The following is a 25418-nucleotide window of genomic DNA, read 5'->3' as shown; positions in this document are numbered from 1 at the left end:
TTGTTCTAGGCAAAAAACATGGCTCTAATACGTTTCCAACGTCTGCGATCAACAAAGAGATAAACGATTAGGACAACTAAAGCTATAAGCCCAGATACTATAGCATTGACTACTAGGGCAATCCAGAACTTACTTGCAAAGAAGACAATACCTCCTAGCAAGGCAGCAATGAAAATTGTAAGAATAAAGATACCCATAAAGAGCCACTGTCCGCCACCTCGATTGAAAAGCTGGGTAACTTCCTGCCAATTCACTTCCAGCAATTTAAGGTCACGTTCAAAGTAATAGCCACCTACAAGATAGGTTGTTACGAGAAAACCAAGAGTGAAACTTGCTACCAAAATAGGATGGAGATGAGCCAAGAATATTAAACCAAGTCCTCCTAATAAGAGGGAAACACCAACTTGCAAGCCATAGAAAAGCCAGAACTTTTGACGAAGATAGTCACCCGTATTGATTGGTAGGCTACGAATAAAGTCAAAGTTTGTCCCCTCTAGGGAAGTTGCTACACCAAGAAAGCTTGTTGGTTGAGCTGAAAAGAAACCAAAGGCAATTCCGACTAAAAGCATGAGCCCGAAATAGTCTGGACCTAAATCTTTCAAAAAGAACGCACCTCCACCCAGCATGATCATATATAATACTGGTACCACATAGGTATTGATAATGAGGGTTGAGTTTCCCAAAGTAGATAAATGATGGCGAACCAAGACCTGTCTTTGACTTCGAGTAACAACTTTTACCTGAGTCTTTCTAGCCTTTTTGTTATAAATGGCTTCGTGGAAATAACGAGGCATTCTGACTTTATAAAACCAAAAGCCCAAGATAAGCACTAAGATAAGAGGAAGATAAAAATTTAGTAGAGCCTCCGGAGATAGAGGAGCAGCTACCACATCATAGTAACCTCTTAGATAAGGCAATAAAGGAAAATCAATATGTCCAGCACCCTTAATATAACCATTAAGAAAACCAACCATCATGATAGGGAACATAATCAATAGGGTTGACAGGGTCATCAAAATAGTCGAATAGAGCTTTTGATGTGAACTGCGAACAATCAGCGTTCCAATACTATTAGACAGAATCACTGAAAAAACGAGATTGATAAAGAGAGAAACGATAAAGGATAGCAGCCCCACGACTATCCCCAGTGGGCCAATAAATTGCCAGTAAGCTAGAATGAGAAGACTAAGGATAGGTACCATGAAGGTCATCCCAACCATAGAACCTGACAAGGTCTTGGCCAAAAAGACTTCTGATGGCTTTAAGGGAAGAGGCAGATAAGCCTTGCTATCCTTACTATCGTAAAAGGTACTATAGAGAGCCGTAAAAGTCTGTAGAAGCCCCATGATTGAAAATGTCAAAAGATATAGGGTTAAGACTCCAGGATTGGCCTTATAATCGACACCTACAAAAAGATAGCTATATACAACCGTAAAAATAATTAAAATCAAGAATTGTTGTCTAAGCATGGCATTAACGATGGAGAAATTAGCCTTTTTCTTTTTCTCCTGACGTTTCTGTAGGTTAGTTACCGCTTGAGGATTTGCATAGAGGAGATTAATTTTAAAAAGCTCCCAAACATGGTTCCAGTTCATGACTATACCTCCTCAATCTTACGTCCAGCCATTTCCAGATAAATGGTTTCCAAATCCTTGTCAGGGTACTGAGACTTCAGTTCGGCTAGAGACCCTTGGAAGATAAGTTTTCCTTTCTTCAAAATAGCAATACGATCACAGAGCTGCTCAGCTACACTTAGAACGTGGGTTGAGAAAAGGACACTATTGCCCTCCTTGGCATGATGACGCATAGCTTCCTTCAAGTCAAACGATGCCTGTGGATCCAGACCAGTCAGAGGCTCATCCAAAACCCAAATCTGTGGATTAACCAAAAGTGCACCGATAACGACAACCTTCTGACGCATACCATGAGAGAAGGAAGAAATGAGGTTATAACGACTCTCCGTCAAGTCAAAGGTAGCCATGAGATTAGTCAAACGTTCCTCGACTTGACTAGCTTCCAAATCATAGATACGTGTCAAGAAGTACCAATAGTCATTGGCAGTCAAATTTAGGAATAGGTCTGGTGAATCTGGCACATAAGCGATTTTTTTCTTGATGGCATCACGATGTTGACTGAGGGCCATATCATCAACGTAAACTTCACCGTAGCTAGCTTCAATGATAGACGTCAAAATGGAAATCGTCGTGGTCTTACCAGCCCCATTGTGACCGATCAGACCAAAAATCTCACCATCTCGAATCTCGAGGTTAAGATCTGAGAGAGCATCTTTATCTTCATAACGTTTCGTTACATGTTCAAAACGAATCATCTTTTATCCTTTCTTGAGAATCTATTTAACAACAGTCTCATTTTGCAATTTATATTAAATTATAAATTAGAGTTATTGCTATGTTTTTCATGAACAATACTCTAATAATGCCGACAATAGGTTTAGATAAGGCTATTTCGTTACCTTCTCATTTATTGTATCATTTCAAAGGTACAATTTCAAGAAAACGTTTGTATAAACGGGACAATTTTGCATTCGGTCTTTGATAATGCTAAACTTATAGTATTTAGAACAATAGGAGGAAAATCACTGGTGCCAACTGGAATTATCATCAACTCGCTATCTATTATCTTAGGAGGAATCGCTGGAGGACTCTTTGGGGATTATCTCAGAGACGATTTCAAGGACAATCTTAACCTTATCTTCGGCCTAGCCTCTATGGTTATGGGGATTAGTGCTATTATGAATATGGTTAATATGCCTGCAGTTATCTTTGCAGTAGTTATCGGTACCATTATTGGACTGGCCCTAAAGTTTGGGAACCTCATCAACAAGGGGGCTGGGCTTATGGAAAAAGGCTTGTCCAAGATTACACCAAGCAAACAAACAGGGTTAGCTCACGATGAGTTTTATGCACAGCTCTTGACAGTTATCGTACTTTTTTGTGCGAGTGGTACAGGAATTTACGGGAGTCTTGAGTCTGGGATGACAGGCGATGCTTCTATTTTAATTTCTAAATCTATCCTAGATTTCTTTACGGCTATGATTTTCTCTTGTAGTCTAGGCTACATCGTCTCCATGATTGCCATTCCACAATTTATCGTTTTCTTCCTCCTCTTTGTGACTGCTGGTTTCATTCTCCCTCTAACAACAAAAGCCATGATTGGAGACTTTAAGGCTTGCGGGGGCTTCCTCATGATTGCGACCGGTTTTCGTATTATGAAACTGCGTCAATTCCCAACAGCAGATATGATTCCATCCATGATTCTGGTTATGCCTATTTCCTGGGCCTGGGTCAATTGGGTGGTGCCTTTGATTAGTTGACATTAGGATTAAACTAAACAAATACCGTCAGTCTAATGCTGGCGGTTTTTGTCTCTATTTATTGCCGTTATGGATCCAAAACTATTAAAAAATAGCCATATTTATTGCGTCTAATTCTAATTTTTCTAACCTTGTTTAGACTGATATGAGTTTGTTATAATAACCCTTGTAGGCCTAAGCAACCTACAAGATACTTTTTTTCATAACTATTTCCATCCTCTAATATTTTAACGAACTTACAATACTGATGGAAATCTATCTGAGAAGACTGGTGTGTGCACACCGGTCTTTTTTGGTGGGATTGAGACACAAAAAACCACTCTTTCACTCTGAAAGAATGGTTAGGCTATAGCTTATACTTCTACGACTTCCAAGTTTTTTCCACCTAGGAGAATAAGGTATTTATCAATCTTATCTATTTGATAGGCTTGGCTAAGTGCTTTAGCATAGAGGCTCATTTGCCCTTTGTAACGTTCCTTAAGTTCACTAGGATGAGTGAAGCGGTCCGTCTTATAGTCAAAGAGGACAATACGGTCTTCAAGAAGAAGGTAGCCATCGATGATACCACGGACGACAAAATCTTCTTTACTAGCGGGATCTTCTGCCAACATAGCAAATGGTGCTTCACGACGCAACTTACCACGGTTAGCTAGAATGAGCTCCCCAAGTTCGGTGTCAAAGAAGCCTAGTAGCTTTTCTAACTGCACACGCGCCTTGACTTGATCATCTGCAGATACCCGACTCAAGGCCTGTGTCAAATCTTGGAGGGTCACCGTATCAGAAAGAATCAAGCGTTGCATGAGTTCATGGGTGGCTGAACCAACTGCAGCTCCAGTGACCTTAGTTTTTTGCCCAAAGTCTGGAAGTTCAAAGATAGTGGTAGTCTCAAGAGGTTGCACCTCCTCTTTCTTATCCATGATGTCCACCCCTTCGGTATCCATGACAGGTTCGTAGAAGGCTTTGAGCTGGCTCGGCGTACGCACAGATGGTAGGTCAATCGCTGGTGCATAAAGCTGGTTGAGTTTTTCAACACTTTCTAAGACAGTTAGAGCACGCTTAATGTCTTCCGTCTGGCGATTGTTAGATAAATCATCAGCATTTACTGCCGCTTGAACTTCAACCTGACCAATAGCCTCTGGAGTCAACTCCTCAGCCTCAACAAAGCGAACAGTAAACTTGAGATCCTTTCTCATAAAGGCAGTATCCAAAGCCATAACCCAATCCTGATAAGTAGCGATTTGGTCACGTAGAGCTACTGGTAGGCGATTATTTTCAACATCCGTGCCAAACTGCTGGGTCAATTTTTCCTTACTTCCCTTACCAACTAGGTAGAGTTTTTTCTCTGCACGGGTCATTGCAACATAGAGCAAACGCATCTCTTCTGAGATACTTGCTCGACGCTCTTCCCTACGATTTTCCTGGAAGGTTAAGGTTTCGAGAACAACATTTAACTTAGGCAAATTAGTGTTTACCTGGTCTTTGAGGTCAGCTAGATACTTAATGCCTAGTCCTTTTTCACGGTTGATAATGTACTTACCACTTAGTCCATCCTTGCTGTGACCAATAAACTTGCGATTCATCTGCAAGACAAAGACATACTTGAACTCTAGTCCCTTGGACTTGTGAATAGTCATAAGGCTAACGGCATTTTTGGGAACCAAGTCTGTCACTTCCTCTAGGTCGTTACCGCTAGAAATGATCTTATCAATCATGCCAATAAAACGGGAAAGTCCCTTAAAGCCAGTCTTTTCATAGGCATTGGCACGCAAGGCAAGGGCGTAGAGATTGGCCTGACGTTGCTCAGCTCGTGGAAGACTGCCAACATAATCATAATAGAAACGATCGTCGTAAATCTTCCAGATGAGGTCATAGAGCGAGTGCCACTTACTGTAAGCACGCCAATCTGCCAGAGTTTCAATGAAGAGAGTCAACTTTGCCTCAAGTCCTTGGGTGACAACTTCTGGATGAAGTCCTGATTTAGTATGAGATGCAAGAAGCTTGTCATAGAATTGTCCTTTGTCAGCCTGAACAGCAATCCGAGCCAGGTCGTCCTCGTTGAAGTTAAACATAGGTGAACGAAGGAGGGCAACCAAGGCGTAGTCATTGAGAGGATTATTGATGGCACGAAGGGTGTCCAACATAATCATAACTTCTAGTGACTCTAGGTAGCTTGACTTGTACTCATCAGGAACCAAGGGAATTCCGTGCTCCTCAAAGCTTGCCATCAAGTCCAGATAGGTGTTGCGAGTTGGTGCTAGGAGGGTAATATCCTCAAAACGTACACCCTGCTCGTGAAGTTTGATGATTTCTTTGATAACCAAGGAAATCTCGCCGCTACTAATAGGTTGATCAGCACCTTCTTCGTCAGGAGTCACACTCGCTTCATCACTATTGTAAATCAGAACCTCTGTCTCATTTTCAGGATGGGGTTCTTTTTGCTTCTGGCTACCCGCTACCAGCATGTGAGTCTTGTCATAGAGGATATCCCCGATTTCCTGGTCCATGAGGTGGCTGAAAACACCATTAGTCGCATCAAGAACTTCAGATTGACTACGAAAATTCTCTTTAAGGAGAATCAGCTTACCTGCATCTGGATTTTCAAGGAAAAGCTGGAACTTACCATTAAAAATCTGAGGGTCTGCCTGACGGAAACGATAGATGGATTGCTTGATATCTCCCACCATGAATCGGTTGTGGCCATTAGAGAGGAGCTCCAACATGCGTTCTTGGGTATGGCTATTGTCCTGATACTCATCTACCATCACTTCATGGTAACGGTCACGGTAGCTAGCTGCCACCTCTGGATTATCCTCCAAAATACGGATAGCAAAATGGGCAATATCCGAGAATTCAAAGGCATTTTCCTGAATCTTAGCCTGTAAATACTGGTCCGAAAAATCAAGTACAAAGGCCTGAAGCAACTCCAACAGAGGTAGGATGTCATCATTATGCTTGGTCAAAACCTCGAGGACCGTTAGCTGGGTATCAACCTCTCGCAACTGGGCCACAAACTCATTTTTGGTCTTGTTGTAAGCTTCCTTGTAGGCCTTGAGTTCCTCGTCTTTAGGACGGGTCATATTGGTCAAACCAGTCCCTCCTGACAAAGTCAAGAGTTGTTTGAGCAAGTCCTCCATATCCGTTTGGTCATTGGCCAAGGCTCCCTCAAGAAGGCTAATGGCATCTGACACATTATTTAGATATTTGGCCTTGGCAAATTCACGCTGAGCTAGACCTAGATGGTCTCTTAAGAAGTCTAAGAAATCAGCCAACAAGCCATCTTTGAGACCCTCTAAAAGCTCAGCTTTAGCCTTGTCTGGATTGGCCTCTGCCTGCCCTTTTAAAAGATTTTGACGTAGCCATTTTTCAGGACCTGCAGTAGCCTGAGAAAAGTTATAGACATCGTAAACTAAATCACGAAAAGCCTTACTAGTCTTGCCATTTCCTACGAAGTTGCGGACCAATTTTTGGAAAAGTTGGGCATCCTTTCCTTGCATATAATCGTTAAAGAGATCAGCATAAACCTCATTTTTCATGAGTGTCTGCTCGGCAGGATCTGTCATAATGCGGAAAATAGGTGACACACCCAGAAGATAGCCATACTGATTGACCAATTTCTGGGTGAAGGCATCCATAGTTCCAATATCAGCCGTCCCAATCTTGGCAATCTGATCTGAAAGAAAGGCACGCTCTTCATCCGTCTCAACTTGTCCAAGTTGCTCTGTCAGACGCTTTTCCAGACGCTCTTTCAACTCACCTGCAGCCTTTACCGTAAAGGTTGAGATAAAGAGTTGGTCAATACCAACGCCACGTCCAATCATATCAAGGATACGCTCAACCATGACAAAGGTTTTTCCTGATCCGGCCGAAGCTGACACAAGAATATTGCTACCATTACTGTAAATGGCCTCAATCTGCTCAGGTGTTAACTTGCGTTCCTTGTCAGAAGCTGCTTCTTGGGCAATGCGTTCCTTAATCTCTGTTGGACTTAAAAAAGCTTTAGTCAACATGGTTGTCCTCCTGGTCTTTTTTGTCTGCTTTTACAGCTTGATCAGTGACTGGAAAGGGGATGATATTTTCAGCAACTTGCATCTGATTATTGTCCTCGTCTTTTGTCATCAGCTCCAAATAGGCTTCTTTCTTGCCCTTACTTGGTAAACGCAAGAGTTTACGAGCCTGTCCCATGTGGCGGTCGGCCTCAAAATGAGTAATAGCCTTGATTTGATCCCCTTGAACAGACTTGCCATCCTCGGTATAAGGATTGACCGCAAAATTCCCACTTCGAATAATCTCAGCAGCATCTGTAAAGAGCTTAATATTGTAGTCTAACAAGGTTTCTAGGTCCTCCTTGTCATAGGTGACAGTCTTTTGTAAATCATAGTTTCCACCAGCCAGATGCTCTGTTTCTGAAGCTACAAAGAGCCCCTTATAGGTCAATTCCTTATTAGCCTGAGCTGCTAGCTTATCCAGACCAAACTGGACTAGGTTAAGTTGTGGGTCCTGCATGTGAAGATACATGGCACCAAATAGCTGGTCAGCATCGACCTTATAGGTTTGTCGAAGGGCCTCCAGATAGGTCACCAATTGCGGACTGAGGCCATTGTAGAATTTCTGAATGTCAAAGACATTTTTACCTGATTTGTAGTCAACGACACCCAGAGCCCCATCCGTTAAACGGTCCACTCGGTCAATAATCCCTGTAATCTTGATGCTATTTGCAAAAAGCAAGTCAAACTTGGCTTCCTCACGCTCACCCTTAACCGCCGCATTGTCACGCAAAACACTGGCAGTTGAACGGGCGATATCTTCCAAGATCTGACGAGACAAGCGACTCTCTTGGTCCTCGGTATAGAGAATTTCAAAGGGTTGTTCCTGATTGGTCTGAGCAATAGCCTTTTCCAATTTATCATCGAAGTTTTCTGACGAAGAATCACCCATCACACGCTCAAAGACACGGTGTAAATAAGTCCCGTGGTGTCGGGCATCTGGATGGATGGATTCCAACTCTTCAAGTCCCAAAACATAACGCAAGAAATAAAGATATTGGTTGTTATAGAAGGTCGTCAGAGCCGAAGCTGATAATTTTAGTGGTTCTTCCCCCGGAAAGACCAGCTGCATGACCTGATCATCCACCTTGGTCGTCGTCACATCGTCAATCACATTTGGAATCAAGACTTGGTCCTCATCAAGTCGCTTACGGAGATAACGCACAGCAACTGACCAGAACGTCTGCGTTTCCTTATCTAAATCAGCATCTAGATGGCTGCTGTTAAGGGCAATGATAGTCGATAGGAGGTCCTTGTAGTTCCCAATCTGGTCACCCTTAGCCTCGAAACGATTACGTCCCTTTTCAACCAAAGGAAGACCAAGGTCAGGAAGTTCCTTCAAATAAACCGACATGTCATCCTGCGTCTCATTGAGAATTTGTGGCTGACTAAGCACCAATTGTTCACTAGCCGCATTGAAAAGCGACATAGCCACAAAATGCCCCCGCTGACTATTACTCTGCGTAACAATATCCAAACTCCTATGCTCATCCGTCGCCTCATTGATACGACTACGCTCCTCATCAGACAGGAGACTCTTATTTTGCCCAACCTTTGGAAAATGCGACTGAGTCATGCCTAAGGCAAAAACATAAGGAGCTGAATGTGGTTGAATCAAATCGTATTTCTTCACATTGACCACATCAACAGTGGCTGGGACCGTACGGTAATCACAAGCCAACATTCCCGAACGCAAAATTGACAAAAAGTCATCCACTGACAGTGTTTCTTCTCCAAAAATAGTCTCAACCTGCTCCAAGAGTTGGGTGAAAGACTTCCAGACCTGTTCATTCTGCTCTTTTTCAGCTTCACTGGCCTTGACAGTCAAAGCAGCCATCTGACTTGGCACTTGTACAGCCCCTAAAAAGACCGCAAGTTTCTTAAGCAGACTAGAACCCTTTTGTTTGCGACTGTTAAGCAACTTGTCCAAGGGCTCTACCAGTTGTGAGCGCAAGGCATTAAGCTGGTCTAAATCATACTTATCACGACTATTGGCCGTAAAATCAGACAAGAACTTGTGACGCCCTTTGATATCTGCAAAATTGACATAATACTCAAAAAGGTCTAAGTCCTCTTGAGTAAAACCGCCATAGAGACCTGATTTTACGAGATTAAGCAAATCCTCGGCACGATAATTATAGCGCTTGATACGCTCTAGCGAATCCACAAACTGCACCAAAGGATGGCTAGACATGGCTTCTTCCTTACCAAAATAATAGGGAATATCAAATTTTCGGAAAATCTGACCCACCTGAAGCTTATAACTCTCCTCATCACCAAGCAGGACCAAGATATCCTTGTAGCGCTTGCCATCCGCCAGTAACTGACGAATACTCTTGGCAACCTGAGCCACTTCTTCCTTTTGGTTGACCACTTCCCAGACCTGCAAGGCTTGCTTGTCTTGATCCGTAACCTTCTCATCTAACGTACTAAAATCATGACGGCTCTCCAAAAGACGACTAATACGTGCAAAAGAAGGATTGCCCTCTTTGTCTGTCGTCACGTAGTCAGGTGTCACCTTATAAGTCTGAGCCAAAGTCTTCAGAAAATCCACTGAAGCCTGATAAACATTGCCATAGACAAAATTGGCCTTATAAGCTTTTTGACTGGCATAAGTCCCAATGACAATCTGGTGGCACTTATCATTCAAGAGTGCAACCAGTGCTTCCTCCTCGGCAGAGAAACGCGTAAAGCCATCAATGACCAAAACCGTGTTACTCAAGGCCTTATCGAGGTGGCCTGAGGTAATCTCCTTGAAGAAGGCACTGAGTTTTGATTGATTGTCGAAATCTCCCGCCAACAAGAGATCCTGAGCCGCACTGAAAATCCTTACCAAATCCTCTTGTTTCTCCGCCTGATCCAAATGCTGCAAATCCAGAACTGTCATATTAGCCTGCTGCAACTCTTTGTAAAGGTCCACCAATTGATTAATAAAGTTACTATCCTTGCGTAAACGACCATAAACCTTGAGCTCATCATCGTCCATATGTGACAAGACCTTATAAAAAATCATGGCCAGACCAGTATCATCCAACTGCGTTTTTGGGTTACTCGTATTGAGAATAAAGTACCTAGCCATCTGAGTAAAACGAGTCACCGTAATCTCAAAGGACGCTGACTGAGGCAGGTATTCCAAGACCTTACGCTCCTTCTCAAATGATAGGGCATTAGGGGCAATATAAAAGACCCTCTTTCCCTTTTGAGCATAGCTAGTTGCCTGCTCCGTCAGAATTTCTGTTAAATCCTGAGACATATCCGTATAAAGTAATTTCATAAGACGTCCCTTTCTTGTCTCTACACCAGTTGTTAGGCTAAGCAATCGCCATTCACCTAGCTCTAAGAACCACTAATCCTTGCTATTATAACACAGAATGAAGCAACAATCAGACTCCTCCCTCACCCCTTCCTCCTCCGATGTCCTAAGCTTCAGACATAAGCGTAAGCTCAACAGCAAAGAGCCCTACTTTATGGATCTGTAACGAAAAAAAGAGCCAAATCCTTTGATTTAGCTCTATATATTTATTTAAAAATCAATTCCTGTTTGAAGAGGTAATCACCACTGCTTGTAATCAGATTGGCATCACTATACTTCCTAAGAATATCCTTGGCTGAGTGAAGGTTAAGACCAGAGGTCTTCTTCTGATTTTCTTCCTGCATAATGGCATCAAGGTCAACTTTTTCTTCTTGCGTCCTATTTTCCATGACGAAATGGTAACTCCCATCCTTATCATGACGATGAAAACTAAAATTGATTTGACTGGCAGGCACCTGCTTACTCTCATCAATCGCATTACTAAAGAAAATGGACACCAGCAAGGTCAAGTCAACCACGTTCATGGTAAAGCCTGAAATCTCCTCAGGAATATCACAAGTCACTGGAATATTACTACGTTTAGCCTCCATCATACGAGCCGAAAGAAGACTACGTAAGGGCAAGGATTGAATATTTTCTAGCTTAGGATTATCAATGACACGGAAACGTTCAAACTCCTTGGCACTCTCTCTAAGAACATTCTGATACACCTGCTCAGCAAGGGCCTCTTCCTGGTCACGCACTTCCTCTGAAAATTGTTCCACAACCGTCTGATAAGACTGTCTGTATTGTAACAATTCATTGTAGAGAAGATCAATCTTTTGGTTGGCCTTAGTCAAACTATTCAAATGCCGTTTTTCCTCCATGGCCAAACTCTCTTCCAAATACTGCCTAGACAGTTGATTAAGATGAGCAACTAGGAAAATAAAGGCCACTGCAGACAAGAGAACCCCTAACATACGAAGTCTCAATTCCAAATCTAAAGAATAACCAGGTAACCAGTCATCTAAATTCATACTGAGAAAGATTCCCAATAAATAAGTAGCCATGGCTAAGGCAGCTCTTCTAGAAATCTGGAGGTTATGGAAAGAGTCATCACTATAGACCTTCCAACGCTTCAAATCCAAGCCCAAGAAACGGTCAAAAACAAAATAAAGTGGCAAAATCAAACCGTAAGATAAGAGATAGAAAAGTGCATTAGACCCCACCTCCGCTACAGGGAGATTTAAGAGAAGGGGAATAAAGAAGAGTCCCAATAAACGATAAAGCAAATCTGATGTCACCACTGGAAACAAGGTATGAAAAGCATACTGCGTTACCGTCCAAGTCTTTCCTTTAGCCAGAATAGCCAAAACCATCAGAATAAAGACATCAGCAATCATGTTCATACTCTTAATATTATACTGAAGAACCACATCTAGCAGGGCTAAGGTCAGAAACACCGTCCAGGAGATACGAATGTCTGTCATTCGTTTGAAAATAGCACAGTTTATCGTCAGCGTTATAATAATCTGAATGGCTAGAAAGGCATCTGTATTATAGAGATTTAAAAAATTTATTCCCAAAAACGACTCAAACATCGAATCTCCTTTCTATATATTTTTTTACAAGTTGTTTAGTATTCAAATTGCTGTCTATAGATGAACTTATCATTCTTAAAGCTAAGTTTAGACTGAGGGTAACGCTCCATAATATCTTCGATCTGTTCATTAATTGACAGATGATTCTCGTACGCCTTGTGAGGTGCCTCAGCACTGTCTTGCGAAAGGGTTGTCTCTACAGAGAGGACCTGAACCTCACCACTTTGGTAATAAGACAGACGAACTAAGCTATTTTCTTGACCATGAGCTCTCAATAAGGCATTGTCCAAGAAGGTCGTTAGGACAGCTGATAGATCCACTATATCAATATGGGATGGGGATATAGGGTCTGGAACCTCCATGATAAAATCAATTCCAACAGCATGAAACTCCATATACTTACTCTCAATGACGGAACGTAACAATTGAGAAAGCAGGTTGGAAATATCTGGCATAACCTTGCTGAAGGGAACTTCTTCCTCAGATAGGTTTTGACTGTCTCCCTCTTGACTAGTAGCCAGAACAGTCTTAGCCTTCTTAGGTACAACTACCTTAGGCACTCCATCACGGTATAACTCCTGATAAAGATGGAGGATATGCCTACTAGATTCCTGTAAGCTCTGGAAATGACGTTCCTGCTCCTCTTTCAACTCCAGAAAAAGTTCATCCTTTATCCACTGATTGGCATAGGAAACAACGATAAAGAAGGCTCCTGTTGCCAATAGAACGACCAACTTAGCATAATTGTTAACCACTTCCACAGGCCAGATACTAGCAAAGTAAGGCATGAATTCATTTAAAAGCCCATATGAAAGAAAGGCAAAGCTAACCCCAATAACAATAGGGGTGAAGTGTATGCGCAAGCGCTCCTTTTCCTCGACCTGCAAATATTCATAACCAATAAAACGGTGAACCAAGAGGTAAATAGGATAGGTAACTACCACACAGATAAACTCCGTTAAAGATTCTGGAATACGGCTAGTCAAGTCGGCTCCCAAAAGTAAAGGAAAGACGATTAATGACAAGCCCCGTATAATGATATTAGTTGTTCCCCAGGCATAAAAGCTATTAAATACCGGCTCTATCCATGGCAAGTCTGGACGTTTGTAATAACTAAAACAAAATAATATGAGAGGATTAAGTAAAAATTTGAATCCCATAGGAAGAAGGGGAGTCAAAACAACTGACAAAAGACCACCTAATAAAAGTAGCCTCCAAGAAATCTTGACCCTACCAGCTGCATGAAACATCAGATAATTGACAAAGAAAATCAAGAGTGTGTCTATAGATACTAGCCAATGAAAATCTTTAAAAACAGCAAATAGCGATTCAATAATAGAAGTCATTCTTTTCCCCCTCTCCCTTTAATCTGATTTAAGAAACTTCCTCAAAAATCCCCTAGGAAGCCCTTTTTACAACACTACTCATTATATAGCTTTTTGTAAGTTTTCACAATAATTAAATTTCTAATAAAGTCTATAATACCTCTAAGAATCCATTTATTTATATAAGATGGACTTACTATTAAATTAAAGTTACAAATGTAACATAAAAAGTTGAGATAATTTTATCTCAACTTTTAGGTTATAACATTACTTTTTTTAAGACTTTCACCCTTGTCAGGTCTAATCAGCTTTATAGTAGAATTGTTTAGCGTCAGATTGTGGTGATGCTGACTGGGTAATCAAAATACGGTCTTTAGTATTATCCGAACCGTCCACAAATCCCTGTACTGTCGGAAGCGTTACTCCCTTAGGAATAAAGACAATTGCTGCTCCGGAAATACCCATTCTTAAACTTGATGTGAGATAGCCATTCTCAAGTTTTCCATTTGTATTTTCAACAACATAATTCTCAGGAGCTGTTAAATTGTCCTTAGAAAAATTCAGACTTAAGCCATTCCCATTCTTCCAAGTCCCTTCAAGGCTTTGGAAGTTATTATCCTTGATAGCATTAACATCCATGCCTGTTTGTTCGGTCTTAGTTTCTGTTTTTGATTCTGTTTTGGTCTCTGATGAGCTTGATGATGACTCCGATGATTGTGAAGAACTTGAAGATTCTGAGCTATCAGACGTGCCAGTACTAGAGTAATGCTTGAGCAACTCTTGGTAAGCCTCTTGCATGTCATCTGGCGCTACCTTATAGGTCTGAACAGCCTTCTTATCGTAATTGTCCTTCCAGTAGTTAGTTACATAATAAACAGTACCATTAGAGCCTAGAACGATTTGGTAAGAATCCTTATCTTGGTCAACCAAATCCTTATAAAGCTTGTTATAGCCATTATAATTGCCACCAGTTTTATCATCAGCTGAGAAGTCCTTAAAGAGGGCTTTCTGTTCAGCGGCATCGTCTTCATACATAGCATGTTTTTTATCCTTCAAGGTATAAAGACGGAAGGATGATGTTGGGCTATAGTCGGCGGTCTTACCACTATTGTCATTAATTCCTAGAGCAAAGGAATCAACCGTGTTTTTATAGTCCTTGAAATCATAGTTTGAGACTTCCTTACCATTGATGATACCACTCGGAACACCAGTAATATGTTCATAGCCATCCGCATTGATGAGATTAGCAAGGATGGTAATCGTTTGGCTGCTATCTTTTTCCTTAGGTGCCTTAAATGAAAGGAAGGTTGGACTACCATCATTGACCTTAGTGATACTGTCAAAGCTACTTTGAACTAAAACAGCATCCTTGGCATAATCAGACTGATAGAGCCATTTCCCAAAGGCTTCTGTGATGGACTTAATGTCTTCAGTCGAATAGTCTGCAATATAAGTGGTTTCCTTATCACCATTGACATCGGTCTTAGTCTTGATATCTGCATTTGGCTTATTTGGATCGTTAGAAGACGACTCTGAGCTTGCGTCGCTACCAGAGGATGAACTACTTGATTCCAAAATATCCTTAATAATGCTTTTAACTTGGCTACTTGAAGAACTAGACGAAGCCTCGCTAGACTCAACGACTTCAGAACCTCCCTCAACCTGAGTATAGGTGTTTGAGTCAGTCATTTCAACCTTTGCATCTCCTCCAGGCACCATACTTGGTGTGATACGGATAGTACCGTCTGAGTTGCCGTTAGTTCCAGCCAACTTAAAGCTCAAAGAACGGTCTTCGCCGGCTTGGGCATTAGCCTGATAAGTATCACCTGTCTCCGTATTTTTGACTTCGTATTTGTCTCCCTTGATTTTACGAACTTCAAAACGCACCTTGTTCCCGGTATTCTTATCGACAACGGTTGTGGCATAAACTCTTGAAGACGATGTGAAAGCCGTGCTCTGAGTATATTTTCCAAGTACCATGAAGACCAAAAAGACAATCAAGGCCAAACCGATAAACTTTTTATGTTTAAACTGTTTCATGAGGTCCTCCTAGATAAATAGATAGCCTACAACATAGCCAAAGAGAGCAATACAAATCAAGAGCAAAATTTCCAAAACTAAAAACCAGCTAAACTTGAGATCGCCCAAACCAACCTTAGACAAAACTTGTCTGAATTTAGAATTTTTCTGTCTGCTCAAACCACTAGAAAGAGCAAAACCAGTCTTAGCAGCTTCAGCAACTTCCTTATCGCTCGGCTTGCGGCCATGCTGAACTTGGAAGTCAATCAGCCATTCATCATATTGTTGCATTTATTTCTCCTTCTTCTGAAGTGTGACGAAAAAGAGTAGGGCATAAACGAGGCAATGAAGTACCAAAGCCCACCATTGGCCCCAGAATTCACCTGTAGACCCTTGAAAGGCCTCCAACTGGCTCTTAGGAACAGGGACCCTGTACTTAGCCAAGCTAGATGGCAAGTCTGACAAGTCACTAGAAATCCCAAAAAGCTTGTGCCCATAACCTAGATAGATAAATTTTTGTACCCAATCAATGGCTTTTGGCAAAGATAGGATAGTTCCTGACAATGAAAATTGCATGATCCCCACAACAACTGCTAGGATAACAGAGGTAATCTCAGATTTGCCAACCAAGGCTGAGATAAAAAGGGCAATGAAATGCGAAGCCAAGAAAACCAGAAGCACTGTAATCCCAACTTCCCAACGGTAGGAACCAAAAATATGACCAGCGTCTGGAAATTCTTTGTCAAAGAACTTACTAAAAACAGAGTAAGATAGGATAAAGACAATAGTTTCCAAAACGGCAAAGAAGGCGTGAATCCCCATACTAGCCAAGGCAAAGGCCGAACGACTCAAACCTGAGAAAAAGTCACGGTTGAGGACTGAGCGTTCCTTAGAAATATAAATACTGTTTTGAACCACAATCAAGAGACTAGTTGAGAAAAGCAAGAGAAAGAGGGTCATTCGAGTTGTTTCGAAATCTTTCAAAAATCCCTTGTCTTGAATATAGAGGATTAAGCCTTCGAAAGCGACAATGCCCAGAAGAACCTTAACAAAATCCATGTAGTGGTGTTTAAATTTATACCAACTTAATCGTAATGCTGCGTTCATAAGTCTCCCTAAATCTTGTAAATACGTGTTGAAGCATTGAGCTCTTGGTAGACATCTGCGATATTCATATCCATATATTTACGAATCATATAAGGATCGCTAGTCTTGTATTCCAAAAGCAACTCTTCATAGGTCCCTGCAAATGTCGGACGTCCCTTGGACAAGAAGATAATCTTGTCAAAAATAGCCAAATTTTCTGTGTTGTGGGTAATAACCACAATAGACTTGTTAGCTGATTTAGCCAAGATTTTCAAGGTACGTAAGAGATTACGGTCACTAAGGGCATCCAAGCCTGAAGACGGCTCATCAAGGATAAAGTAGGGACTAGGGCTAAGAAGCTCGATACCAATGGAGACACGGCGTTTTTGCCCCCCAGAAATCTCTGAAATCTTCTTGTTTGCAAATTCCGTCAACCCTAAATCATCCATTATCCCTGCAATGCGATGCTTTTTAGTCAGCTTACCACTTCCTTTCAGATGATGGTCCGCATAAAAATCAAAGGTCTCAGATACCTTGAGGTACTCACGTAGGAGATTTTGTTGGGGCACATAGGACCAAGAGCGTGAACCAGCAGTCACAGGTTTGCCATTTTCTAAAATACGAAATTGTTGGCAAGTCGGTTTAAGCTGGCCTAGGAGAATCTCTGTTAAAGTTGTTTTCCCTGAACCAGAAGCACCCAAGATACCGACAACTTGGCCAGTCTCCATAGTAACATCCAAATCTGTAAAGAGCTGGTTATCATTTCCCTTATATTTGAAACAGATATGTTCAAATGTTAATTGATTGGTTTCCATTAATATCTCCTAAGACATAAGTAACATCAAAGCCACAATTAGAATGGCTCCGATAATAAGAACGATGACATTGATATTGAAGAAGAGAATCAAGCTTAGTAGAACCACAAAGGCGAAGGCTGCAAAGAGGTAATTTTTAAGAGGTGACTCTTTAGTCTGAGTCACCGCAACAGGTTCAAAAGGGATTTCCTTTTTACCTGATACATTGCTAGTATCAGTGGTCGTCCCCTTCTCAACTTCCAAGGCCTTTCTCTGAGCCTGTCTGAGTTTTCGGTCATATTGTAACTTCTCATGGTCTGAGAAAAAGATTGAGCGAATCGTGTAGAGCTCACTGCGCAAACGCTCACCTTCTTTATCCAAGGTACCATTTGTCCAGAGCTCCTCCAGCTCCTCACGTAAAAAGGAAAGGGCCACGAAACAATCTTGAGCCGACATCTCTGGAGAGATGCGGTTGCTGACCTCTCTTAAATAGGGCACTTCCTGTCCTGTCTCTGTATCAATTGCTTTGTAGTAGTCTATCATGAGATGAATTTAGCAAAAATAGCTTGAAGTTCTGACAAATCTTCCTTAACCACTTCTTGGGTTTGGTTGACTTGTGCATTGACTGAAAAGCGTGCCACAACAGTATTACTTCGAGGATCCGATACTGTCACGGTAACAATTTGTTCTGAGTCAAAGGCATAGGTGACTTGTGCCAAGAGCTCGCCTTTCTGACGAGGTTGTGGCACTTGCCCTTCCACTTGTCCTAAAATCTTCACAGCAAATGGATTCTCGTAATTTCCTTCTGTGATACGAAGCTTGAACTTGCTCTGTCCATCCACGACCGCAAAGAGATCCTTAGTAACAGCCAAAGGCAAGACCGAGTTACGTGGAACCACGACACTATTATAGTAGTCACCCACAAAGCTGTAGTTCTTATTTGGATTTTTCTTGAAGAGCAGACCGATTCCCTGAGAGGTCACATCCTTAACAACTACTCTATCTGTCTCAGTTGTCTTACCATCCTGGTGTTCAGAGAAGCTAACCTCATTATTGACGATAAGGTCAGCCAAAATAGAAGCTCCCTGTGCCACGATAGTGTCTGGATTAAGGTCAAACTTAGGTTCCAAACCACTCATCAAACGAATCATCTGACGAATCATTGGCATACGTGTTGACCCACCCACAAGAAGAATATGGTCAATCTCTTCCCATTTCAAGCCAGATGCTTGAAGGGTAGATTGCACCTTGATTTCAGTATCTTTGAGGAGGTCCAAGGTAATTTCATTGAAAATTGCTTGAGTAATCAAGACACCGTAACCTTGACCATTGACATAGTGCTCATAGAGAGCTTGGTCATTCACAGATAGACTAGTCTTAATCTGCTCAGCCTTATATTGAAGTTGAATTTTTTCCTTCTCGGAAAGGTTAGTCATATTGACTCCTTGTTTTTCCAACTCCTGCATGATGTAGCCCACAAGGCGCTTATCAAAGTCAATCCCACCAAGGCGTGAATTCCCGTCAGTTGCCAAAATATCATAGGCATGATCAGCCACGCGCATGATGGTAACGTCAAAAGTTCCTCCACCAAGGTCGAAGACCAAGACATTTCCTTGAGCATTTTTAGTGTGGGCATAGGCAATGGCCGCAGCTGTAGGCTCATTGATAATACGCAAGACATTAAACCCTGCAATACGACCAGCATTCTTAGTTGCCGCACGTTGATCTGACGTAAAATAGGCGGGTACTGTGATAACAGCATCCTTGATACCATCTGCCTGACCCATCTCCTGACCAACGACATAGGCACGTTTACGAAATTCGTTCAAAACCAAGGCCGAAAGAATAATAGAATTGACACGTGTGTGGTCTGGGGTATCACTAGCAATTGGACGCCCAATATCACGTTTAAAGTCAAATTTAAAGTTTTCTGTACTTCCGATTTCTGTCCCACGCTCGATGGCTTCTTTACCAAAAGACACATGGTTTTGGCCACTAATATTTGAGAAGTAAACCGCTGAACGTAAGACCTGATCGTCATTCGTCCCCATCGGAATAATCTCTGGCACATCTTCACGAACAACAGCCATAACGGAATTCGTTGTCCCTAAATCAATACCAATCGCTTTTTTTCTCATAACAATTTCCCTTCTAGCCTCATTCCTCATTTTGAGTTTTCTTGACTATAGCTCCAAGCAGGCAGCCGCTTAGATTGTCTCTATTCATCGCTGTCACATAAAACTCCAAAAGAGTAAAGTTATTCCAGTCTAGTTTTTTTCACTATACTATATTATCACAAATAAAGAGACTATAAAATAGGAAAAAAGGGAGTAGGACCGAACAACTTTTTAAAAATTGTTCCTTGTCCCACTCCCTTGAGTCTCAATCAATCTGATAGACTGGATGAACTTAGAAATACAGGAGTATTATCCACTTAAAGTGTCATGCTTTATAGCAACTAAGATACTCCTACTTTCTAAAAAAAGCTGAGAGTCTTATCTCAGCTTTCTTTGTTATAGTCAAAGCGAATGACTTGCTTCTTTGCATCTACATGGGCGTGGACTCCAAAGGGAACAATCGCTCTTGGAGTTGCGTGTCCGACATTCAGATTATAGACAATTGGGATATTGCTATCAATGATATCCAATAGTGCCTCTTTATAGTCGTCATAGAAGGTTTCATCCATAGGTTTCCCGACCAAGAGTCCACTGACGACCTCAAATATCCCAGTTTCTTTTAAAGTTTGCAACATTTTTTTGAAATCATCAGGTTCAGGCTTTTCTTCACTTGTTTCTAGCAATAGAATCTTTCCTTCCCAGTCGGATAAGTCAGGGAAAAGTTTGTATTTTTGGCAGAGGTCTGTGCTATCTGCGTGTAGAGAGTTGTCAAAAATATCGTAGAGGGATTCGAGGCAACCGCCGAGGATTTCCCCCTCGAACTTAGCATTGCCTTGTAACAAGTCAAAACCTGTATTTGCATGGCTGACACGAGGTGTTCCCAAGGCTTTGGGACTAAAATCAGTCCGTTCCTCATACCAAACGTCACTAGGGCGAATTTCCGAGATTCTTCCCGTCTCAATCAATTCCTTGAAGTAGTGGAGGCTATATGGCAACATTTCTTTGTCTAACTCACAAATGTCGGCTAAAAAGGATTGGCCGTAAAAAGTCTTGACCCCTAGCTTATGCAACATGAGGTGGTTCATGGTTGTATCCGAGAAACCGAGAAAAATCTTTGGTTTGATAACCTTTTGTAGTTGGTCATTTTCAAAGAGGTAGGGTAGCAAGCGATAGGTATCGTCTCCACCAATGGCACATAGAATCATGTCGATGCTATCATCAGAAAAGGCATGAATCAAATCCTCTGCACGAGCTTCAGGATGTTCTTTGATAAAATCTAAGCCTTTTAGTGAATGGGGCAAAAAGATAGGATTGAGTCCCAGGTCCTTGAGACGTTGAATACCCAAGTCCACTTCGTGCTTGACAAAGTCTTCACCGATAATTCCACTAGATAAGCTCACAATACCAATAGTAGAAACCATGTCTTGACCCTCCTGAAAATAGATTGAGCCTATCTTATCACAGGAGATGAGATAAAACAATAGGTATTATATTAATCAGAGGTTCCCTCCACTAACTTAATTAATCGAACTCTCACCAACATAAATAATTTCTAAATTACCCAAGGAAACATCTCCTTTGATGTAGAAGTCCTTGCTAGTCAGGTTACTAGGATTTTCCTCATGCTGTACAGCTGAAAGAGAGTTATCCACATTCACATGTACTCGCCAATCACTGGGCACATAGAGACTAAGACTTCCAAGAGAAACGTCCACATCAAACTGGGCAGATGGCCCCTCAATGTGGCAATTATCCAAATAAACGGAAGCCTGTCCTAAACTAACATCCGCACTCCCATGCGTAAATTGCTGGTCATTGAGATATTTGGTCACTGCTGAAAAAGTGACATCAATATCATTTCCACCATTATTAGCGTCCGAACCAGTAGAACCCAGTCCAAAACGATTCTTTGTTTTACTAGAAGGATTGAAGAGAATGTTCAAGCCAATAACTGCAAGAATCGAAGAAAAGATAAGGACCGAATTAGATACTGGAAGAAAATGGAACTGTCCATTAAGTGAAAATAGAGCCACAATGCCATAGGCGAAACCAAGACCAAAATGTCGCTTCAAAAGACTAGAAAGGGACAAAATTGCCAATAAGACTACCCAGGCCAACATCCAAATACTAATTTCCCATTTTATAAAATAGTCTTGTACAATTACCAAAGCTGCCAAAAGGATCAAGAGGATCCCAATTAATTTCTTTCTCATTATCTTACCTCATTTCGTTTAGTCGTTCTTTTAAAACTTGATAGTAGCGTCTTGATACATGGACCTGCTTATGGGTCTGATAGAAATTCACCGTACTAGTCCCCGAAAAAGACTTCTCTAAAGAATAAATCTGCTTAGCATTAACAATCGTCGATTTGGAAATCCGACAAAAGGCAATCGGGAGCAACTCTTCTAATTCGTAGAGCTTTTGCTTCACCTCATAGGCCTCATCCTTGGTATGGCCAAAAATCTTTTCCCCGTCTGTTTCAAAAAAGAGAATATTTGCCAAATCCAGAAAATATTCGCTTCGATCCTTGTAAAAGGCTAAAGGAACTAACTTTTGCTTTAGAATAGATTCTTGGAGCTGGGCCAATTCCTGTGTTAACCGAGGAGCTCGAATCAAGATTTCAGGCTCATCCATGGATGGGTCCAATTCGATTCTAACTTTCATAATACTCCTTTCCTGTCCTTTTGATGCTTCCATTATAACAACTGCTTTACACAAAACAAGGCCTTTTAGGTAAGTGGCACGGTTTAGCCCCTAAGAGGTAATAACAGACAAACAAAAGAACCTAGCAATTGCCAAGTTCTTCATTTTTTAGTCTGGAGGACTAACCTCCTATTTGTAATCCGTTCAATACTAACTAACTGAGCAAGCAACTGTTATTTCACAGTATCTTCACGACTTACTTTTTGTGATTCACCGGCCTTACCATTGATACGGTAATCGCTGTAGTTAGAACCGCTACCGCTAGAATCACTATCATCATCGCCAACGTATTCCACATTACAAGACCAAGAGATTTTATCTTTGATATCTCCTGACGACTTGAATTTCGAATCATAACCATAGTAGAAATCATAAACTGCAGTGAAGGTCACCTTGAAGGTCTTCTCACCAGTCTGAACGACTTCTGTGACGTCAACGTCCGAGAAAGTAATACTATCAGCGGCACGGTTTTTAGCACCCGTAGTATTTCTATCAATATCAGCCGTTACATCCTTGTACATGGTATCATCAGTACCATTAAGGAAAATGTCGGATACACCATCTGGTGTCGTGTTGTGATTAGAAGCGTAGCTACCAAATTTACCGTAAGCAGCGGTCAAAAGACGATCTGCCGTATCACGGTCAAGAACACCATCAGCATCAAGAGTAACCGTTTGGCCTTCAGAGATTTTCTTAATAGACAATGTCTCTGTTTTAATAGAGCTACCATCTTCGAAATTCTTCTTAACATAAACAGCTGATGAACCTGCTACTGCTACCTTGTTAACATCTAGTTTCCCTGAGTTAAGGGTTCCAACTTTGGTACCACCAACGTAGAGGTCTCCATCCTTAAGATTAGACTTAACAGTAAAGCTAAGATACTCTACAGAAAGGTTGACTTCTGTTTTAGAGGTCACATTTTCCTCAGATGAGACAGTGATATCTTGGTCATTGACCTTACCAGAAGCCACAAAATTGTAAGTTCCTGGATAGAGATGGTTCAATTTAGCCGTGTAGTTATTACCATCTGTAGTAGCATAAGAAACTCCGTTAATAGTCACGTTCAAATCAGCTGTATTAACGGTTAAATCAACCGTTCCAGGATCTACAACGACTCTCCACTTAGGAAAAATAAGGAACTGACGTCCAACCTTTTGCATACGTTCGCCAGACAGGAGTTGGCTCTTGCTATAGGCTTGTGTACTTTTAGTGTCTGTGTACTTGACTTCGGATGTTTTAATTTCCTTTTTAGTATCAGACCATACTTGGTATTCCAAGCTATCTTTAAAACTCTTCTTAGCTGCTGCTTCATAACGCTCTGCTACTTGACCACGTGAGTAGTAATAAGAACCAAAGCCGTAACCAGCTAGCGCTAAGAGTGCTGCAACAACACCAGCAATAATCAGGATTTTCTTTCCTTTAGCCATGGCTGGCTTGGCTGGTTTCGCTGCCTTACCATCTGAGATAAACTGATGGATGGTTGACACATCATAACCTGAAGACTTACCAAGTAGGAATTCCTCAGGAAGAGGTTGACGTCCAACATAGGTTTTAAAAGCCTTCATCCAGATGGCTTGTGCTTCTTTAGAAGCGGCCTCTGAATTCTCTTCAGTTTTACCTTGATCTGCTTGAGGTACTGGTGAAAGCTCCTCAGTTTCTAAAGGAGTCGTTTCCTCTTCATCACCAAGCGGTACATCTTCAAACACTTCCTCGGCAACGTCATACTCATCAACTTCTTCTGTTGGTTCAGAAGGAGTGGCCTCTTGGTCCAAGCCCATTGCCGAAATGCCTTTAATAGCCTTTAAGTCAAAGTCTGCTTTCTGGCCTTCTTCAATCTCCAAAGCATGGGGCGGACGACCAACTGCCTTTTCAAATAAATCAATCCACTTTTCTTTTGTTGCCATAAAGACTCCTATAAACTTGCTTTTTCAAAAATCGTCAGAGGTTTACTTAGAATAGAAGACCTACTGTAAATGATGACATGATAGCAAATACGATTGCAAACAAGATTGACAAAATGACACCATTCAAAAGTGCTGCCAAAATCATTTGATAGAATTTATCAGCCTTCCACGCTGTTGTTACAGGAACAATTGTAAATAGATTAGCAATTGCAAATAAGAAGTAAACAACATAGAACAAGAATCCTGGGAAGGCAACAAGTCCAATAGCTCCCAACAAGATTGTTACAAGCAAGATTGGCAAGGCCAATGATGTCAAGCGACCAAAACGATCAAAGCTATTCAAGAAAGTAGTCTCAGGGTCACGGAAGATGGCCTTACGTGTCACAAATCCTGCCAAGATAAAAGCAAAGATAAAGAGGAAGGCAGCTAGGATACTTGCGAAGAAGGCTCCAAAACCAATGCTAGATGTATGACTTGAAACTGGAGATGAGTAAGCATCTGTTCCATAAGAACCAAACATACTAGACAGTACATTTGTGGTTGACATAATTGAGCTAACCACTTTACGTGCCACAGCGCTCATAATTGCAAAGAATGCAAGTCCAGTGAAGAGTGACAAGAAGATATAGTTAAGCCAACCATTGTGTTTACCATAATCTGTCATGTCAGCTGGACGACGCCATGCATTAAGCAACCATGTCCAGTAGTTTTTGAAAGTTGTCGCAAATGCTGATGGTTGCGCTGGAACAACTACGGCTTGGCCATTGATAAATTGAACGTTTTGACCTGGTTGAAGAGGTTGACCGTTAGCAAAAGCTGTTTGTTGACCAGCTTGAGCATTCACAAAACCAGCTTGTGGTTGCGCTGCTTGATTTGGCACTCCTTGTACTGGAGCAGTTTGAGCCCCTGCAAAGGTTGGTTGTGCTTGAGCAGCCTGAGCATTTGCAAAAGGAGCTTGCGGTTGCGCTTCTTGTGCACCAGCGAAAGTTGGCTGTGGCTGCGCCTCTTGTGCTGGTGTTTCTTTGGCACTAGCGAAAGCTGGTTGCGCTGGCGCTTCTTGTACTGGAGCAGTTTCTACCGCTGGGGCGTCATCTTGGAACTCACCAGCTGCAAGTGCTGCTGCAATTTCTTCTTCAGTCGCTGAACGACCATTGATGGCTTCAAAAAAATCTAACCAATCTGCTTTAGTCATAATAATCT

The 25418-nt window shown here is 41.6% G+C and carries 18 protein-coding genes; 1 reads left to right on the top strand and 17 read right to left on the bottom strand.

The features are described 5' to 3' along the window. Nucleotides 1–5: 5 nt before the first annotated feature. Nucleotides 6–1595 (bottom strand): DUF4231 domain-containing protein, encoded by a 1590-nt coding sequence (locus tag LG375_RS08780; protein WP_225745644.1) that lies wholly within the window; start codon nucleotides 1593–1595, stop codon nucleotides 6–8. A 2-nt stretch (nucleotides 1596–1597) separates the two neighbouring features. Next, nucleotides 1598–2329 (bottom strand): ABC transporter ATP-binding protein, encoded by a 732-nt coding sequence (locus LG375_RS08775; protein WP_014635010.1) that lies wholly within the window; start codon nucleotides 2327–2329, stop codon nucleotides 1598–1600. A gap of 273 nt (nucleotides 2330–2602) precedes the next feature. On the opposite strand from LG375_RS08775, the gene LG375_RS08770 reads away from it, so the two are divergent. Next, a complete protein-coding gene (locus LG375_RS08770) occupies nucleotides 2603–3334 on the top strand; it encodes a DUF554 domain-containing protein (RefSeq protein WP_225745643.1) in 732 nt (243 codons plus the stop codon). A gap of 353 nt (nucleotides 3335–3687) precedes the next feature. On the opposite strand, the gene addA is transcribed toward LG375_RS08770, so the two are convergent. The 15 genes from addA to LG375_RS08695 form a co-directional block, all read right to left on the bottom strand. Then, complete coding sequence (gene addA / locus LG375_RS08765; protein ID WP_225745642.1) at nucleotides 3688–7341, bottom strand: helicase-exonuclease AddAB subunit AddA; 3654 nt, start codon at nucleotides 7339–7341, stop codon at nucleotides 3688–3690. After that, complete coding sequence (gene rexB, locus LG375_RS08760; protein ID WP_225745641.1) at nucleotides 7331–10651, bottom strand: ATP-dependent nuclease subunit B; 3321 nt, start codon at nucleotides 10649–10651, stop codon at nucleotides 7331–7333. The genes addA and rexB overlap by 11 nt, the downstream gene beginning before the upstream one ends. Nucleotides 10652–10896: 245 nt before the next feature. Beyond that, nucleotides 10897–12270 (bottom strand): GHKL domain-containing protein, encoded by a 1374-nt coding sequence (locus tag LG375_RS08755; protein WP_073686189.1) that lies wholly within the window; start codon nucleotides 12268–12270, stop codon nucleotides 10897–10899. A 35-nt stretch (nucleotides 12271–12305) separates the two neighbouring features. Next, nucleotides 12306–13616, bottom strand: coding sequence for a hypothetical protein (locus LG375_RS08750; RefSeq protein WP_225745640.1), 1311 nt, complete (start codon nucleotides 13614–13616; stop codon nucleotides 12306–12308). Between the two features lie 279 nt (nucleotides 13617–13895). Beyond that, on the bottom strand, nucleotides 13896–15635 hold the full coding sequence (locus tag LG375_RS08745; protein ID WP_225745639.1) for a DUF6287 domain-containing protein: 1740 nt from the start codon (nucleotides 15633–15635) through the stop codon (nucleotides 13896–13898). Between the two features lie 9 nt (nucleotides 15636–15644). Continuing rightward, nucleotides 15645–15905, bottom strand: a complete 261-nt coding sequence (locus LG375_RS08740; RefSeq protein WP_002884593.1) for a hypothetical protein — start codon at nucleotides 15903–15905, stop codon at nucleotides 15645–15647. Then, nucleotides 15906–16721: an ABC transporter permease gene (locus LG375_RS08735; protein ID WP_002891777.1), complete on the bottom strand. Its 816-nt coding sequence runs from the start codon at nucleotides 16719–16721 to the stop codon at nucleotides 15906–15908. Nucleotides 16722–16729: 8 nt separating this feature from the next. Beyond that, entirely contained in the window at nucleotides 16730–17515 is a 786-nt protein-coding gene (locus LG375_RS08730) for an ATP-binding cassette domain-containing protein (RefSeq protein WP_225745638.1), read from the bottom strand. Nucleotides 17516–17524: 9 nt separating this feature from the next. Beyond that, nucleotides 17525–18037, bottom strand: a complete 513-nt coding sequence (locus tag LG375_RS08725) for a hypothetical protein (protein ID WP_201059647.1) — start codon at nucleotides 18035–18037, stop codon at nucleotides 17525–17527. Next, nucleotides 18034–19632 carry an Hsp70 family protein gene (locus LG375_RS08720; protein WP_022495864.1) on the bottom strand — a complete coding sequence of 533 codons (1599 nt, stop codon included), beginning with the start codon at nucleotides 19630–19632 and terminating at the stop codon, nucleotides 18034–18036. The genes LG375_RS08725 and LG375_RS08720 overlap by 4 nt, the downstream gene beginning before the upstream one ends. Before the next feature lie 362 nt (nucleotides 19633–19994). Beyond that, nucleotides 19995–21032, bottom strand: a complete 1038-nt coding sequence (locus LG375_RS08715) for a S66 peptidase family protein (RefSeq protein WP_013991153.1) — start codon at nucleotides 21030–21032, stop codon at nucleotides 19995–19997. A 96-nt stretch (nucleotides 21033–21128) separates the two neighbouring features. Continuing rightward, a complete protein-coding gene (locus tag LG375_RS08710; RefSeq protein WP_139723694.1) occupies nucleotides 21129–21824 on the bottom strand; it encodes a hypothetical protein in 696 nt (231 codons plus the stop codon). Between the two features lie 4 nt (nucleotides 21825–21828). After that, nucleotides 21829–22275, bottom strand: a complete 447-nt coding sequence (locus LG375_RS08705; RefSeq protein ID WP_037598460.1) for a LytTR family DNA-binding domain-containing protein — start codon at nucleotides 22273–22275, stop codon at nucleotides 21829–21831. A gap of 212 nt (nucleotides 22276–22487) precedes the next feature. Further along, complete coding sequence (locus tag LG375_RS08700) at nucleotides 22488–24218, bottom strand: zinc ribbon domain-containing protein (RefSeq protein ID WP_225745637.1); 1731 nt, start codon at nucleotides 24216–24218, stop codon at nucleotides 22488–22490. A 46-nt stretch (nucleotides 24219–24264) separates the two neighbouring features. After that, on the bottom strand, nucleotides 24265–25410 hold the full coding sequence (locus LG375_RS08695; protein WP_225745636.1) for a DUF6574 domain-containing protein: 1146 nt from the start codon (nucleotides 25408–25410) through the stop codon (nucleotides 24265–24267). Nucleotides 25411–25418 lie beyond the last annotated feature (8 nt).

The sequence above is a fragment of the Streptococcus sp. Marseille-Q3604 genome (assembly GCF_916619785.1).
Taxonomy (GTDB): Bacteria; Bacillota; Bacilli; order Lactobacillales; family Streptococcaceae; genus Streptococcus.
Note: the sequence above shows the minus strand (reverse complement) of the source record. Positions and strands in the feature narration are given on the sequence as shown.